Origin of the sequence: Actinomycetospora sp. NBC_00405 (genome assembly GCF_036044095.1) — a bacterium.
Classification (GTDB): Bacteria; Actinomycetota; Actinomycetes; order Mycobacteriales; family Pseudonocardiaceae; genus Actinomycetospora; species Actinomycetospora callitridis.
The window spans coordinates 61,500-77,385 of sequence record NZ_CP107938.1; the positions used below are offsets into that span (position 1 = coordinate 61,500).

A 15,886-nucleotide genomic window follows, 5' to 3' on the forward strand; every position below is an offset into this window, starting at 1 on the left:
GAGACGCAGATGAGTGAGCTCCACGTGCCCGGCGGTACGGCTCCGGCCTCGCCGCAGGCGCGCTACATCCTCCCCTCCTTCGTCGAGCGCACGAGCTACGGCGTCAAGGAGTCGAACCCCTACAACAAGCTCTTCGAGGAAAGGATCATCTTCCTCGGTGTGCAGATCGACGACGCGTCGGCGAACGACGTGATGGCGCAGCTGCTGTTCCTGGAGTCGAACGACCCGGACCGCGACATCACGATGTACATCAACTCGCCCGGTGGCTCGTTCACCGCGCTGATGGCGATCTACGACACGATGCAGTACGTGCGTCCCGACATCCAGACGGTGTGCCTCGGCCAGGCCGCCTCGGCGGCGGCGGTCATCCTCGCCGCCGGCGCGCCGGGCAAGCGCCTCGCGGTGCCGAACGCGCGGGTGATGATCCACCAGCCGGCCACCGAGGGCTTCTACGGCCAGGTGTCTGACCTCGAGATCCAGGCCAACGAGATCTCCCGGATGCGTCGCCTCATGGAGGAGACGCTGGCCCGGCACACCAACCGGAGTGCCGAGCAGGTCCGCACCGACGTCGAGCGCGACAAGATCCTCACGGCCCCCGAGGCCAAGGACTACGGGCTCATCGACGACGTCGTCGCGAGCCGGAAGCTCTCCGCGACCCGTTCGTAGGCCGCCGACACGACGCACCTCCCGGGCCCGTCCCGCCGCCCCGGCGGCGGGGCGTCCGGGGCGGTCCGGCGGCCGTCGACGCACGCGAGCGCAGCGGGCCGACCGCCCGTCGCGGGAGCGTCGCGTGGCGCGAGCCGCGGACCGGGTTCCGGGCCCGCGACCAGCACGATCCACCGGGCCCGAACCTCCCCGTCCGACCGGGCGGGCAGGTACGGTCAACCACGACGGAGCGCACCGACCGGGTGTGCCGGAGGGAACAGGTCTGCTGCGATGGCACGCATCGGTGACGGCGGGGACCTGCTGAAGTGCTCCTTCTGCGGGAAGAGCCAGAAGCAGGTCAAGAAGCTCATCGCCGGCCCCGGTGTGTACATCTGCGATGAGTGCATCGACCTCTGCAACGAGATCATCGAGGAGGAGCTCGCCGAGGCCGGTGAGGTCAAGCTCGACGAGCTGCCGAAGCCGACCGAGATCCACGAGTTCCTCGATCAGTACGTGATCGGCCAGGACGACACCAAGAAGACGCTCTCCGTCGCGGTCTACAACCACTACAAGCGCGTGCAGGCCGGCGAGAAGAACCGTGAGGGCTCCCGCAACGAGGACGTCGTCGAGCTCGCGAAGTCGAACATCCTCATGCTCGGCCCCACCGGCTGCGGCAAGACCTACCTCGCGCAGACGCTGGCGAAGCTGCTGAACGTCCCGTTCGCCATCGCCGACGCCACCGCGCTGACGGAGGCCGGCTACGTCGGCGAGGACGTCGAGAACATCCTCCTCAAGCTGATCCAGGCCGCCGACTACGACGTGAAGCGCGCCGAGACCGGCATCATCTACATCGACGAGGTCGACAAGATCGCGCGGAAGTCGGAGAACCCGTCGATCACGCGCGACGTCTCCGGCGAGGGCGTCCAGCAGGCCCTGCTGAAGATCCTCGAGGGCACCACCGCCTCGGTGCCGCCGCAGGGCGGGCGCAAGCACCCGCACCAGGAGTTCATCCAGATCGACACGACGAACGTGCTGTTCATCGTGGCGGGCGCGTTCGCGGGTCTCGAGAAGATCATCGCCGAGCGCGTCGGCAAGGGCGGGCTCGGCTTCGGCGCCGACATCCGCTCGAAGGCCGAGATGGAGTCGGCGGAGTCCTTCGGCGACACGCTGCCCGAGGACCTCATCAAGTTCGGGCTCATCCCCGAGTTCATCGGCCGCGTGCCGATCGTGGCGTCGGTGTCGAACCTCGACCAGCCGAGCCTGGTCCAGATCCTCACCGAGCCGCGCAACGCGCTGGTGAAGCAGTACCAGAAGCTCTTCGAGATGGACGGCGTCGAGCTCGAGTTCGCCCCCGAGGCGCTCGAGGCCATCGCCGATCTCGCGATCCTGCGCGGCACGGGTGCCCGCGGGCTCCGCGCGATCATGGAAGAGGTCCTCAACCCGGTCATGTACGACATCCCGGGTCGTGACGACGTCGCCAAGGTCGTGGTGACCGAGCAGACGGTCAAGGAGAACGTGAACCCCACGATCGTCCCGCGCCAGCCCTCGCGCCGGGAGCGCCGCGACAAGTCGGCCTGACCGGCCCGACGGCCCTCAGCCCACGCCGCGGTCGGCCGCGCCGGCGACCCTGTCGCGGGCGTGGCGGCCCAGGAACGTCGCCATGTCCGGCAGCACGCGGGCGTAGTAGACGCCGTCGTGGCGGCCCGGGCTCACCGCCCCGACCTCGGGCCGGGCGAGCGCGATGTAGCGGCGGGTGGCGTCGACGAACGGGTCGCGGTCGCCGCACCACACGCCGGTGGGCACGCCCGCGAGCTCGGGGAAGAAGCGCAGCGGGTCGTGGGCCTCCCAGTCGCGCCGTCCCGCGAACGGGCGCCGCGAGGCGACGCGCCAGTCGGTGAACAGGCCGGGGCTGACCGCCGACACCGCGCGCACCGGCCGGAGCAGGCGCATCCGCTCGCGGGCGTAGACGAACGCACCGGCCCCGCCCATCGAGATGCCCGTGACCAGCGCCGGCTCACCGGGCAGGTCGCCGGGTGCGGGCCGGGTGGCCAGCCCCCGTTGCCGCAGCCAGCGCGGGAGCTCCTCGAGCAGCATGCGCAGGGGGTCGTCGTCGTCGTCGTAGGCGTGCCAGTAGTTGTCGCCGCCGTCGACGCCGACCAGCCCGAACGTCGGCACCCCGCGCGCCCAGGCGTCGCCGAGCAGGCCGCGGTTGCCGGGCTCGGACCACCACAGCGCGTTGCCCCGGAGCCCGTGCAGCCCCACGCAGATCGGCAGGCCCACCGTGTCGGCCCCCGGCGGGAGGACGGTGACCAGCCGGACCCTCCGCCCGCGGGCGGGGGAGAAGACCCAGTCGACGGTGGCGACGGCGTCGGTCGGCGCAGGCAGGCGCGGTGGGTTCGGGATGCGCTGGGGCGGCGGGGCCGGGCTGTCCTGGTTGACGAGCAGCCCGCCCAGTCCGACGGCGCCGGCGACCCCGGCGGCTCCCGCGGCGCCGACGAGGAACTGCCGTCGGGTCGGCATGTCGGGCGTTCTCCCCTCGGCGCGGCTCAGCGGGACTCGGCGGTGGCTGCGCAGAGCCACGGTACGGGCCGGTGCCGGGGGAGGGTGGGAGCGTCAGCCCGGCACGGGCGAGGCGTCCGGCGTGACGATCCGTTCGGTGCCGGCGTAGACGTTCATCGAGGTGCCGCGCAGGAAGCCCACGAGCGTCATCCCGGACTCGCGGGCCATCTCGACGGCCAGGGACGACGGGGCCGACACGGCGGCGAGGGCGGGGATGCCGGCCATGACGGCCTTCTGGGTCAGCTCGAACGACGCGCGCCCGGAGACCATGAGGACGGTGCCGCGCGCGGGCACCCCGCCCTCGAGCAGCATGTGCCCGACGACCTTGTCGACGGCGTTGTGGCGCCCGACGTCCTCGCGGGCCACCAGCAGCGTCCCGTCGGCACGGAAGAGGCCCGCGGCGTGCAGCCCGCCGGTGCTGTCGAAGACGGCCTGGGCGGCGCGCAGGGTGTCCGGGAGACCGGCGAGGACCTCGGTGCTGAGGCGCAGCGTGTCGTCGGCGGGCGCGAAGCGGGTGCGGGTGCGCACGGCGTCCAGCGAGGCCTTACCGCACACCCCGCAGGAGGACGTGGTGTAGAAGCGCCGCTCCACCGAGTCGTCGGGCGGCGGCACGCCGGGGGCGAGCGCCATGTCGAGGACGTTGTAGGTGTTGCGGCCGCTGTCGTCCACCGAGTCGCAGTAGCGGGCGATCGAGATGTCCTCGCGAGCGCCGATCACGCCCTCGGTGAGCAGGAAGCCGTGGGCGAGCTCGACGTCGTGGCCCGGGGTCCGCATGGTCACCGCCAGCGACTGCCCGTCGACCCGGATCTCGAGCGGTTCCTCGGCGGCCAGCACGTCAGGACGGCGACGGGTCTCCCCGTCCACGATCCGCATCACCGGGCGTCGCACCGTCACGCGTCCCATGCCCGGATCCTCCCACTTCGTCGCTGTGTGTGTTCGGTGTGTGACTGATCGCCCGATCGGGTACCGGCCCTCTACCGGATGGTGTCGTTGAAAAGGAGCCAACACATGGCCGGCGGATTCTTCGACCGCTCCTCCATCGTCGCACCACCGGGATGGAGTCGCTGGCTCGTTCCCCCTGCCGCCCTCGCGGTCCACCTCGCGATCGGGCAGGCGTACGCGTGGAGCGTGCTCAAGGCGGGGCTGGGTACCGGGCTGGGCCTCTCGGGCACCGCCACGGCGCTGCCCTTCCAGCTCGCGATCGTGATGCTCGGTCTCTCGGCGGCGTTCGGCGGCACGATGGTCGAGCGGCGCGGGCCCCGCTGGGCGATGTTCGTGTCCACCGTGTGCTTCTCCGCGGGCTTCCTGATCTCCGCGGGCGGCATCGCGATCGGCCAGTTCTGGCTGGTCGTCGTGGGCTACGGCTTCGTCGGCGGCATCGGGCTGGGCATCGGCTACATCTCGCCGGTCTCGACGCTGATCAAGTGGTTCGCCGACCGGCCGGGCATGGCCACCGGCATCGCGATCATGGGCTTCGGCGGCGGCGCGCTGATCGCGCAGCCGATCGAGAAGGCGCTCCTCGCGGCGTTCGGCACGACCCAGATGGGCCTGTCGCAGACGTTCCTCGTCATGGGGATCGGCTACGCGATCTTCATGTCGGTCGGCTGGCTGCTCGTGCGCGTCCCGGCCGACGACTGGCAGCCCCCGAACCCGCCGCAGGCCTCGCCCGGCGCCACCGGCTCCGGCCCCGCCGTCTCGGCCGCGCAGGCGATCAAGCTCCCGCAGTTCTGGTTCCTGTGGGTCGTGCTGTGCTTCAACGTCACCGCGGGCATCGGCATCCTGGAGAAGGCCCAGCCGATCTACCAGGACTTCTTCGCCACCTCCGGCCCGGCGCCGGTCATCGCCGCGGCGGCCGGGGCGTTCGTGTCGATCCTCTCGCTGTCCAACATGCTCGGCCGGTTCATCTGGTCGTCGGCCTCGGACGTGGTCGGGCGCAAGAACATCTACCGGATGTACCTCGGGGTGGGCGCCCTGCTCTACCTCGTGATCCTGCTGTTCGGCGAGGGCAACAAGGTGATCTTCCTGATCGCCTCGATGCTGATCCTGTCGTTCTACGGCGCCGGGTTCGCCACGGTGCCCGCGTACCTCAAGGACCTCTTCGGCACCTACCAGGTCGGCGCCATCCACGGTCGCCTGCTGACCGCGTGGTCGGCGGCGGGCGTGCTCGGCCCGCTGATCGTCAACGCCGTCGTCGAGGCCCAGGGCGACGTCGCGGGCCCGTCGAAGTACACGGTGTCCTTCACGATCATGATCGTGCTGCTGGCCATCGGCTTCGTCGCCAACGAGCTCATCCGTCCCGTCGACCCGAAGTACTTCGTGGCCGACTCCGAGCGCGGCGGCGTCGAGGACGCCGCGGTGTCCGGGCCCGGGTCCGACCGCAACCAGGAGGTGTCCCGATGACCGCCGGACGCACCGTGCTCACCGTCGTCGTATGGGCCTGGGTCGTGATCCCGTTCCTGTACGGCGTGTGGTCGCTCCTGGAGAACGTGGGCGCGCTCTTCTAGGAGACTCGGGTGCATGAGCACCCTCTCCGACTGGATCGACGAGGTCGTCCGCGAGCTCGGTATCGACGAGCTCGGGGAGCTGGTCGATCCCGAGAACGTCCAGCCCCTCGTGCTCGACATGACCAAGGACGTCGCCCACGGCGTCGCGCGCCCCGCCGCCCCGATCTCCGCCTACCTGCTCGGCCTCGCGGTCGGGCGGGCGGCGGGGTCGGGTCCCGGGGAGCAGGAGCTCGCCCAGGGCTTCGCCGACCGGCTGGCGGCGCGCGCCCGCGGCGACGACCAGTCGTAGCATCGTGGGTGATGACCAGCGACGACCGATGGGGCGGAGTCTCCCCGGGAGACGAAGCGAAGCGGAGCTCGACCCAGTGGCAGGACCAGGATGCCGCCGGTGACGGCGACGCCGACGAGCTCGCCCAGATCCTCGCCATGGCCGGTGGTGCGGACGACTCCGGCTCCGGCCCGGGCGGCGGCGCGCTCGCCGACGCTCTGAGCCAGGGCGTCACCACCGGGCCGACCGGCGACACGCCCGGCCACGAACCCGACGACGCCGAGTCGCTCGCCGCGCTGCGCGCCGTCGAGGCCGAGCTCGACGAGCGCTGGCCCGAGACGAGGATCGCCCCGTCCCTCGACCGGATCCGGGCGCTCGTCGAGGTGCTGGGCGACCCGCAGCGCTCCTACCCGGCGATCCACGTCGCCGGCACCAACGGCAAGAGCTCGGTCACGCGGATGATCGACGCGCTGCTCACCCGCATCGGTCCGCGCACCGGGCGCTACACGAGCCCCCACCTGCAGCGGGCCACCGAGCGGATCGCGATCGACGGCGCCCCGATCAGCGCGCGCCGCTACGTCGAGATCTACCGGGAGATCGCGCCGTTCCTCGGCATCGTCGACCGGGCGCAGGAGAGATCGACACAGGGCGACGGCCCGCGGCTCTCGAAGTTCGAGGTGCTCACCGGGATGGCGTTCGCGGCCTTCGCCGATGCCCCGGTGGACGTCGCCGTGCTCGAGGTCGGGCTCGGCGGGAGCTGGGACGCCACCAACGTCGCCGACGCCGTGGTCGCCGCGATCACCCCGGTGGACGTCGACCACGTCGCCTACCTCGGCTCGGACATCGCCGGGATCGCCGCCGAGAAGGCCGGCGTCATCAAGCCGGGCGCCGTCGCGCTGATGGCCCAGCAGACCCCCGAGGCCGCCAAGGTGCTGCTCGAGCGGGCGGTGGAGGTCGAGGCCGAGGTCGCACGCTCCGGGATGGAGTTCGGCGTGCTGGCGCGCGAGATCGCCGTCGGCGGGCAGCAGCTGCGCCTGCAGGGTCTCGGCGGCGAGTACGACGACATCTACCTGCCGCTCTTCGGCGAGCACCAGGCGGCGAACGCGTCGCTGGCGCTCGCGTCGGTGGAGGCGTTCTTCGGGGCCGGCGCCTCGCGCAAGCTCGACATCACCGCAGTGCGCGAGGCCTTCGCCTCGGTGCGCGTGCCGGGGCGGATGGAGCGCCTGCGCTCGGCGCCCACCGTCGTGGTCGACGCCGCCCACAACCCGCACGGGGCGCGGGCGTCGGCGAAGGCGGTGCGCGAGGAGTTCTCGTTCCGCCGGCTCATCGGGGTCGTCGCCGTGATGGGCGACAAGGACGCCGAGGGCATCCTCACGGCGCTGGAGCCGGTGCTCGACGAGGTCGTCGTCACCCAGGTGGCGTCGCCGCGGGCCATGGATGCCGACGAGCTCGGGAGCCTGGCGGTCGGGTTCTTCGGCGCCGACCGCGTCGTCGTCGAGACCCGGATGGACGCCGCGCTGGAGACCGCGATCGGGCTCGCGGAGGAGACCGACGACGACGAGGCCCCGATGGCGGGCGCGGGGGTGCTGGTCGTCGGGTCGGTGGTCGCCGCGGGCGAGGCCCGGACGCTGCTGGGGCGGGAGCCGGCATGACCGAGCTCGCCCCGGGCGAGGCCGCGAGGAAGGCCTTCCGCGGCCCGGCCAGCGCGGCCCTGAGCCTCGAGATCGTCATCGTGCCGCTCGCCCTGCTGGTGATGGACAAGGTCGAGGGCGGCCTGACGCCCGTGAAGATCGCCTGGGTCGTCGTGCTGACCGTCGGGATGATCGTCGCGATCGCCCGGTTCTCGCGCCCGTGGGGGCTGCCGCTGGCCCTGGGCCTGCAGGTGCTGATGGCGCTGGGCTGGATCGTCTCGCCGTCGCTCGGGGCCCTCGGCCTCGTGTTCTGCCTCGTGTGGGCCGGGATGCTGTGGATGCGGCACGAGGTGCTGCGCCGCCACGCGCTCTGGGCCGACCGGGAGGCCTGAGGGCGGCTCGTTACGCTCGCGCACCGACAGGTGTCCACGAGAGAGGATCCGCAGTGAGCGAGCGCACCCTGGTGCTGGTCAAGCCCGACGGCGTGGAGCGTGGCCTGGTCGGGGAGGTCGTGTCGCGCATCGAGCGCAAGGGCCTGCGCCTCGTGTCGCTGGAGCTGAAGACCGTCGACCGCGGCCTCGCCGAGCAGCACTACGCCGAGCACGAGGGCAAGGGCTTCTACGAGGAGCTGATCTCCTTCATCACCTCGGCGCCCGTCGCCGCCCTGGTCGTCGAGGGCCCGCGCGCGATCGCGGCGTTCCGCCAGATCGCCGGCGGCACCGACCCCGTCGAGAAGGCCGCCCCCGGCTCGATCCGTGGTGACCTCGCCCTGGAGACCGGATCGAACATCGTGCACGGCTCGGACTCGCCCGAGTCCGCCGAGCGCGAGATCAAGCTCTGGTTCGGGTAGCGGGAGGGTCGGTTCGCCGAGCGTGAGCCCATCGTGATCGACGAGCCTTGTCGACCATGATGGGCGCACGGTCGGCGTTCGAGGGAACCGCGGAGGGGTCTCCTCTCGCCGATGGAGACCAGCACGCGTCTCGTCGTCGTGCTGGGCGGCCTGCCGACCCCGGGGCTCCAGCACGAGGTGTTCGACGAGTACCGGTTCATCGCCCGCCTCGACATGGCGTGGGTCGAGTTCCGGGTCGCCCTCGTGTACGACGGCCGGGACCACGCCGTCGACGATCGCCGCGGACGCCCCCTGGATCGGCGTGAGGCGCTGCTCGCCCGGGGCTGGGCGCCGAGCGTGCGCGCATCGTGATCGATAAGGCCTATTGATCATGATGGGAGCACACTCGGCGGCCGAACGGCGGGTGGTCGGGGCCCGGCGCGGGTCTCGTTACCCTGGGTCCGTGGCCGAATCCGTGTTCGAGAGCCTGGAACCGCTGCTGCCCCGGGTGAAGAAGCCGGTGCAGTACGTCGGCGGCGAGCGCAACGCGGGGACCAAGCCGTGGGACGCGGTGCCGGTCCACTGGGCGCTGTGCTACCCCGACGCCTACGAGGTGGGGCTGCCCAACCAGGGCCTCATGATCCTCTACGAGGTGCTCAACGAGCGGGACGACGCCCTCGCCGAGCGCACCTACGCCGTGTGGCCGGACCTCGCCGCGCTGATGCGCGAGCACGGGGTCCCGCAGTTCACCGTCGACGGGCACCGCCCCGTGGGTGCGTTCGACGTGCTGGGCATCAGCTTCGCCACCGAGCTCGGCTACACGAACATGCTCTCGGTCCTCGACCTCGCCGGGATCCCGCTGCACGCCGCCGACCGGGACGCGAGCCACCCGATCGTGCTCGCCGGCGGGCACGCGGCGTTCAACCCGGAGCCGATCGCCGACTTCGTCGACATCGTGGCGCTGGGCGACGGCGAGGAGGTCGTCGGCGAGATCACGGACGTCGTCAAGGCGGCCAAGGTCGACGGCCTGTCCCGCCGCACGACCCTCGAGCGCCTCGCCGCGGTCCCGGGCGTCTACGTGCCCGGCCTCTACGAGGTCCGCTACGGCGACGACGGCGCGATCGCCGCGGTCACCCCGACCAGCCCGCACGCCCCCGAGCGCGTCCACAAGCGCACCACCAGTGACCTCGACGACTGGCCGTACCCGAAGGCCCCGCTCGTCCCGATGGCCGAGACCGTCCACGAGCGGATGAGCGTCGAGATCTTCCGCGGCTGCACCCGCGGCTGCCGCTTCTGCCAGGCCGGCATGATCACGCGGCCCGTCCGGGAGCGCTCGCCGCAGGGCGTCGGCGAGATGGTGGAGCAGGGGCTGCAGAACTCGGGCTATCACGAGGTCGGCCTGCTCTCGCTCTCCAGCGCCGACCACTCCGGCATCGGCACGATCGCCAAGGACCTCGCCGACCGCTACGAGGGCACCGGCACGGGCCTCTCGCTCCCGAGCACGCGCGTCGACGCGTTCAACGTGACGCTCGCCGAGGAGCTCACCCGCAGCGGCCGCCGGTCCGGCCTGACGTTCGCGCCCGAGGGCGGCTCCGAGCGCCTGCGCAAGGTGATCAACAAGATGGTCTCCGAGGAGGAGCTCATCGCCACGGTCTCCACCGCCTACGAGCACGGCTGGCGGCAGGTGAAGCTGTACTTCATGTGCGGTCTGCCCACCGAGACCGACGAGGACGTCCTGCAGATCGCGTCGATGGCCCACGAGGTCATCCGGGCCGGGCGCAAGGCCGCGGGCCGGGGCGACGTCCGCGCGACGGTGTCGATCGGCGCGTTCGTGCCGAAGCCGCACACGCCGTTCCAGTGGGCCGCCCAGACCGCACCCGACGTCGTCGACAACCGTCTGCGCAAGCTGCGCGAGGCGATCAACAGCGACCGCTCGCTGGGCCGCAACATCGGGCTGCGTTACCACGACGGCCAGCCCAGCCTCATCGAAGGCCTGCTCAGCCGGGGTGACCGGCGGATCGGGCGGGTCATCGAGCGGGCGTGGCGCGACGGCCAGCAGTTCGACGGCTGGAGCGAGCACTTCTCGTTCGAGCGCTGGGTCACCGCGGCCGAGGCGGCGCTCGAGGGCGTCGACCTCCACTGGTTCACCACCCGCGAGCGCGGCGCCGACGAGATCCTGCCCTGGGACCACCTCGACTCCGGGCTCGACCGGGGCTGGCTGTGGGACGACTGGCAGGACGCGCTCAACTCCGAGGAGCAGGACGACTGCCGCTGGACGCCGTGCTTCGACTGCGGCGTCTGCCCGACGATGGGCACCGAGATCCAGATGGCGCCCCCGGGGCGACCGTCGCTGCCGATCACGCCCGTCGAGCAGCGCAGGTCGACGCCGGTGCGCAACCCCGCCCTCGCGGCCGACCGCGGGGTCTGACCGCGTGGCAGGACACCGGTGAGCGACGGACCGGAGGTGCGCGTACGCCGGGCGGGAGCCCCGGACGGCGACGCCGTCGCCGCCCTGCGCCGGGCCTGGGTCGAGCAGCGGGGCCGCGTCCGGCCGGGCGCCGACCCGGGCTTCGAGCACGGGTTCGCGACGTGGTGGCGCGCGGAGCTCTCGCACCACGCGGTGTGGGTGGCGGAGGTCCCGTCCGGCAGTGCGTGGGACGTCGTCGGATCCCTCGACGTCGCCGAGGTCGCCGCCATGCCCGCGCCCGGGCGGCCGGGGGAGCGCTGGGGCTACGTGGGCAGCCTCGTCGCCCTGGGCGCCGCGCCGCGCGGGGTGCCGCGCCGGCTCCTGGGCGCCGCCGTGGCGCACGCCCGCGACCGCGGGCTCGCGCGGCTCGTGCTGCGGCCGTCCCCCGCGGGGGCGGCCTTCTACCGTGCGGCCGGGTTCAGCCCGGCCGGTGACGAGATCGTGGTCCTCCCGACCGGGGGACACGGACCGACCGGAGGGACGGCCTGATGGCGACCCGCACGACGAAGGCAGGCGAGGCGGCACACCCCTCGGCGCCGATCGTGGAGAAGCTCCGGATGCGCTACGCGAAGCGGGGCCGCGCGCGGTTCAGCTCGCACCGCGACATCGCCCGCACCATGGAGTGGACCCTGCGGCGCGCCGGGGTTCCGGTGGCCCTGTCGCACGGCTTCAGCCCGCACCCGAGGCTCTCCTGGATCGGCGCGGCGCCCACCGGCGCGGCGAGCGACGCCGAGTACGTCGAGATCGGCGTGACGGAGTACCTCGACCCGCTCGTGGTCGCCCACGAGGTGGACGCCGTGCTGCCCGAGGGGCTCTCGGTGATCGAGGTCGTGCCCGCCTCGCCCGGGGCGCTCGCCGACCGGATCGACGCGAGCCACTGGGAGATCGAGACCCCGGGCGTCTCCGACGAGCTGCTCGCCCCGGCCCTCGCGGCGTTCCACGCCGCCGACGAGGTCATCGTGGAGCGCCTCACCAAGAACGGTCCGAAGCCGCTGGACGTGCGAACGGCCGTCGCCGAACTGCGGCTGACGCTCACCCGTACGGACGAACCGGAGGCGCCGGAGCGGGAGGACCGTGCACGAGCGGCGACGTGTGGGAGACTGACGGCGGTCGTACGGCACACCACGCCGGCCGCACGACCCGACGACGTGTGCGGTGCCCTCCGCGCCGTCGCCGGCCTCGAGTTCCCGGAACCCGTCAGGGCCACCCGGAGGGCTCAGGGTCGGCTCGACGAGCGCGGGGAGCTGATCGACCCGTTCGCGACGGACCGCGCGGCACCCACCGCGTAGCCCCGCGAAAGGTCCCCGGTCGGCCGCGGTGCACACACATCGCCGAACCGCACGGATCGACGGCACCCGGGCCCACCGGCTCGACCCGCCGAATCGTGCCGCAGTCGGTGGCCGTCCCCTGCGGCCGCCACGGCGAGCCCACGCGAGGTCCCCGTGTGGCCGCGACCCCCGGGTCGCGCCCGGGGGCGAAGGAGATGGATGACCGACACCGACACCCCGTCCGGCGGTAGCACCGCCGCGGGGGATTCCGTCGCACCCGGACGCCCCGACGAGCAGGCCCTGGCCGCGCTCCCGGACAAGGTCCGCGTGCACGCCCTGGCCCGTGTGGTGGGCACCTCGAGCCGCGAGCTCCTCGCCGTGCTCGCCCGGATCGGCGTGGGGGCGCGCAGCGCGCAGTCCAGCGTCGACCGCGGCGTCGTGGCGCAGGTGATGGACGACCTGTTCCCGCCGCCCGGCGGCCCGGTCGCCGACCCCGTCGCCGAGGCCACCGCGGCCCTCACCCCCTCGCCCGACGAGGAGGCGAGCGAGCCGGAGGCGCCGCTCACCCTGAGCGCCGGCACCCCGACGGCAGGCGGGCCGGCCAGTGCCCCGGCCTTCGCGGCACCGATGTTCCTGGCGCCCGACTCGACGTCCGAGGAGGCCGTCCCGACGCGCGCTCGGCGCCGTCGCGGCAGCCGCTCCACCGGCGTCGTGACCCCCGGGGAGTCCACCGAGACCGAGATCACGGGGGACCACACCCCGGCCTCGGCCGAGGAGGAGACCCCCGCCGCTGCGGCGGAGGACTCCGGAGAGACCGCAGCCGACACGGGCGGACCCTCGCGACGCCGCCGCCGTCGTTCGGGGGCCGACGAGTCCGCGGAGGCCTCCGACACCTCCGAGACGCCCGACGCCACGGACCCGTCGGACTCCTCCGAGTCCTCGGACTCCTCGGATTCCGCTGATTCCTCCGACTCCGACGACGACGACGAGGACGGCAGCCGCCGGCGCCGTCGTCGCGGGCGCCGCGGCCGCGGCCGCGGTCGGGGTGGTGCCGACGACGCCGAGTCCGGCGACGGCTCTGCCGACGGCGACGGCGAGGCGGGCACGGACTCCTCCGAGAAGTCGGAGTCGGAGTCCGGGTCCGGGGAGGGCGACGACGACGAGGAGGACACCGATTCCGGCGAGTCCGAGGACTCCGACGGCTCGTCGGGCGGCTCGCGCCGCCGGCGCCGGCGGCGTCGCCGGTCCTCGGAGGGCGACGGCGACGGCGAGGTCGAGGACCCGCCGAACACCGTCACCCACGTCCGCGACCGCGTCGAGCGTCCCGAGGGCGGCAAGTCCTCGAACGACGAGATCCGCGGGGTCAAGGGCTCGACGCGCCTCGAGGCCAAGCGCCAGCGGCGCCGCGACGGGCGCGAGTCCGGTCGCCGGCGGCCGTCGATCCTGTCCGAGTCCGAGTTCCTCGCCCGGCGCGAGGCCGTCGAGCGCACCATGGTCGTGCGCCAGCACGCCGGCCGCAGCCAGATCGGGGTGCTCGAGGACGGGGTGCTCGTCGAGCACTTCGTCGCGGGCGACGGCCAGAACTCGATGGTCGGCAACGTCTACCTCGGCCGGGTGCAGAACGTGCTCCCGTCGATGGAGGCCGCGTTCGTCGACATCGGCCGCGGGCGCAACGCCGTCCTGTACGCCGGCGAGGTCAACTGGGACGCCTCCGGCCTCGAGGGCAAGCAGCGCAAGATCGAGCAGGCGCTGTCCTCGGGCGACCAGGTGCTCGTCCAGGTCACCAAGGACCCGGTGGGTCACAAGGGCGCACGCCTGACCACCCAGATCAGCCTGCCCGGCCGCTTCCTGGTGTACGTGCCCGCCGGCGGCGCGACCGGGATCAGCCGGAAGCTGCCCGACACCGAGCGCAAGCGCCTCAAGGAGATCCTCAAGCGGATCGTCCCCGACGAGTCGGGCGTGATCATCCGCACGGCGGCCGAGGGCGTCAGCGAGGAGGACCTCGAGCGCGATGTCCGGCGTCTGACCGCCCAGTGGGAGGCCATCGACAAGTCGGCCTCCGAGGCGGGCAACAAGAACTCGAAGGGCCCGACCCTCGTCTACGAGGAGCCCGACCTCCTCATCCGTGTCGTGCGCGACATGTTCAACGAGGACTTCTCCTCGCTCGTCGTCTCCGGCGAGCGGGCGTGGGAGACGCTGGAGGGCTACGTGTCGCACGTGGCCCCGGAACTCGCGGGGCGCCTGTCGCGTCACGTTGGACCTGAGGACGTGTTCGCCGCGTACCGGATCGACGAGCAGCTGATCAAGGCGCTCGACCGCAAGGTGTGGCTGCCCTCGGGCGGCACGCTGGTCATCGACCGCACCGAGGCGATGACGGTCGTCGACGTCAACACCGGCAAGTTCACCGGCTCCGGGGGCAACCTCGAGGAGACGGTGACCCGCAACAACCTCGAGGCCGCCGAGGAGATCGTGCGCCAGCTCCGGCTGCGCGACATCGGCGGCATGATCGTCATCGACTTCATCGACATGGTGCTGGAGTCGAACCGCGACCTCGTGCTGCGGCGCCTCACCGAGTGCCTGGGCCGCGACCGCACCCGCCACCAGGTCTCCGAGGTCACCTCGCTGGGCCTGGTGCAGATGACCCGCAAGCGCGTCGGGCAGGGCCTGCTCGACGAGTTCTCGACCACCTGTGAGCACTGCCGGGGCCGGGGCGTCATCGTCTCGTCCGAGCCGGTCATGGCGAACGAGCAGGGCGGGAGCAACGGCGGCGAGAAGGCCGGCTCGGCGGAGAAGAACGGCTCGGGAGACAAGAACGGCTCCGGCGAGAAGGTCGCGAGCGGTACCGGCGGGGGCTCGTCCTCGCGCCGGGGTCGTCGCGGGCGCCGGGCCGAGCGTTCCGAGGGCGCCTCGCCGTCGGTCGTCGCGGCGGCCAGCGGTCTCACCGCCGGCCGGGACGACGACGACGCAGTCTCCGAGGAGATCGGCGCCGACGAGACGGCCACCGACGTCGTCGAGACCGTCGACACCGTGGACACCTCCGACTCGGGGACGGCCGAGAGCCCCGAGACGGCCGCGGTGCCCGTGGAGGGCGCCGACGAGACCGAGGTGGCCCTCGAGGCCGGGCTGGCCGAGGCGAGCCCGGGCGCGGGCAGCGTCGAGGAGACCGACGAGGCGCCCGCCGAGGCGGACCTCCCGGCGGCGGCCGAGACCGAGGACGTCGAGGAGGCGATCCACGAGGCCGTCGAGGCCGAGGTCGCCCTCGAGGCCGACCTCGCCGAGCACGTGCCGGGGGGCAACGGGACGACCCCGGAGCCCGCCACCTCGTCCGCGCCGCGCGTCACGGGCGCCATCGGGGCCGCGACCGGGAACGGCAACGGCCACGGGGGCGACACCGTCATCACCCCGGCCGGGAGCCCGGCGGAGCCCGAGGACGAGGCGACGCCCGAGCCCGCGGTGGTCCCCACCGGGAGCGGCTCGGCGCGACCGCGTCGTCGACGGGCGGCGTCCCGTCCGGCCGGTCCGCCGGCCGGCGGATCGAGCGACTGATCACCACCCGCGGACGGTCGGGCCCACCCGGGGTCCGGCCCGCGGAGGCCGGGCGGGTACCCTAGGAGATCGGTGCCCGCCGGGTCGCTGCCCGCGGCACCGGCGCGCCGCGCCCGCCCCGTACGGGACGCGCGCCGGGACCGGAACCCCACGCCAGACAGGAGTCCAC

General features: G+C 73.0%; 15 protein-coding genes. 13 read left to right on the plus strand and 2 right to left on the minus strand.

Annotated elements, in window-relative coordinates:
• Positions 1-9: 9 nt before the first annotated feature.
• Complete coding sequence (locus OG774_RS00280; protein WP_274195786.1) at positions 10-666, plus strand: ATP-dependent Clp protease proteolytic subunit; 657 nt, start codon at positions 10-12, stop codon at positions 664-666.
• A gap of 270 nt (positions 667-936) precedes the next feature.
• Complete coding sequence (gene clpX / locus OG774_RS00285) at positions 937-2,223, plus strand: ATP-dependent Clp protease ATP-binding subunit ClpX (RefSeq protein WP_133828291.1); 1,287 nt, start codon at positions 937-939, stop codon at positions 2,221-2,223.
• A 15-nt stretch (positions 2,224-2,238) separates the two neighbouring features.
• Here clpX and OG774_RS00290 read toward each other — a convergent pair whose 3' ends face one another.
• Positions 2,239-3,165: an alpha/beta hydrolase gene (locus OG774_RS00290; protein ID WP_328305957.1), complete on the minus strand. Its 927-nt coding sequence runs from the start codon at positions 3,163-3,165 to the stop codon at positions 2,239-2,241.
• A 93-nt stretch (positions 3,166-3,258) separates the two neighbouring features.
• Entirely contained in the window at positions 3,259-4,107 is an 849-nt protein-coding gene (fdhD, locus tag OG774_RS00295) for a formate dehydrogenase accessory sulfurtransferase FdhD (RefSeq protein WP_328305958.1), read from the minus strand.
• Positions 4,108-4,212: 105 nt separating this feature from the next.
• On the opposite strand from fdhD, the gene OG774_RS00300 reads away from it, so the two are divergent.
• The 11 genes from OG774_RS00300 to OG774_RS00345 all read left to right on the plus strand — a co-directional run bounded on the left by OG774_RS00300 (position 4,213) and on the right by OG774_RS00345 (position 15,717).
• Positions 4,213-5,604 (plus strand): OFA family MFS transporter, encoded by a 1,392-nt coding sequence (locus OG774_RS00300; protein WP_328305959.1) that lies wholly within the window; start codon positions 4,213-4,215, stop codon positions 5,602-5,604.
• Positions 5,601-5,708 (plus strand): MFS transporter small subunit, encoded by a 108-nt coding sequence (locus OG774_RS29755; RefSeq protein WP_442873924.1) that lies wholly within the window; start codon positions 5,601-5,603, stop codon positions 5,706-5,708. The genes OG774_RS00300 and OG774_RS29755 overlap by 4 nt, the downstream gene beginning before the upstream one ends.
• A 13-nt stretch (positions 5,709-5,721) precedes the next feature.
• Positions 5,722-5,997: a DUF6457 domain-containing protein gene (locus OG774_RS00305; protein WP_328305960.1), complete on the plus strand. Its 276-nt coding sequence runs from the start codon at positions 5,722-5,724 to the stop codon at positions 5,995-5,997.
• 137 nt (positions 5,998-6,134) lie between these two features.
• Positions 6,135-7,628, plus strand: a complete 1,494-nt coding sequence (gene folC / locus OG774_RS00310; protein WP_328310692.1) for a bifunctional tetrahydrofolate synthase/dihydrofolate synthase — start codon at positions 6,135-6,137, stop codon at positions 7,626-7,628.
• The gene (locus OG774_RS00315; RefSeq protein ID WP_328305961.1) at positions 7,625-7,999 is read left to right on the plus strand and encodes a DUF4233 domain-containing protein; all 375 of its coding nucleotides are present in this window, start codon (positions 7,625-7,627) and stop codon (positions 7,997-7,999) included. The genes folC and OG774_RS00315 overlap by 4 nt, the downstream gene beginning before the upstream one ends.
• Before the next feature lie 53 nt (positions 8,000-8,052).
• On the plus strand, positions 8,053-8,457 hold the full coding sequence (gene ndk, locus OG774_RS00320) for a nucleoside-diphosphate kinase (RefSeq protein WP_274187654.1): 405 nt from the start codon (positions 8,053-8,055) through the stop codon (positions 8,455-8,457).
• A gap of 111 nt (positions 8,458-8,568) precedes the next feature.
• Positions 8,569-8,808, plus strand: a complete 240-nt coding sequence (locus tag OG774_RS00325; protein ID WP_328305962.1) for a hypothetical protein — start codon at positions 8,569-8,571, stop codon at positions 8,806-8,808.
• Positions 8,809-8,830: 22 nt separating this feature from the next.
• Complete coding sequence (locus OG774_RS00330) at positions 8,831-10,864, plus strand: TIGR03960 family B12-binding radical SAM protein (RefSeq protein ID WP_328310693.1); 2,034 nt, start codon at positions 8,831-8,833, stop codon at positions 10,862-10,864.
• Between the two features lie 18 nt (positions 10,865-10,882).
• The gene (locus tag OG774_RS00335) at positions 10,883-11,392 is read left to right on the plus strand and encodes a GNAT family N-acetyltransferase (RefSeq protein ID WP_328305963.1); all 510 of its coding nucleotides are present in this window, start codon (positions 10,883-10,885) and stop codon (positions 11,390-11,392) included.
• Positions 11,392-12,192, plus strand: coding sequence for a TIGR03936 family radical SAM-associated protein (locus OG774_RS00340; protein WP_328305964.1), 801 nt, complete (start codon positions 11,392-11,394; stop codon positions 12,190-12,192). Before OG774_RS00335 ends, OG774_RS00340 begins: the two co-directional genes overlap by 1 nt.
• Positions 12,193-12,390: 198 nt before the next feature.
• Complete coding sequence (locus OG774_RS00345) at positions 12,391-15,717, plus strand: Rne/Rng family ribonuclease (protein WP_328305965.1); 3,327 nt, start codon at positions 12,391-12,393, stop codon at positions 15,715-15,717.
• Positions 15,718-15,886 lie beyond the last annotated feature (169 nt).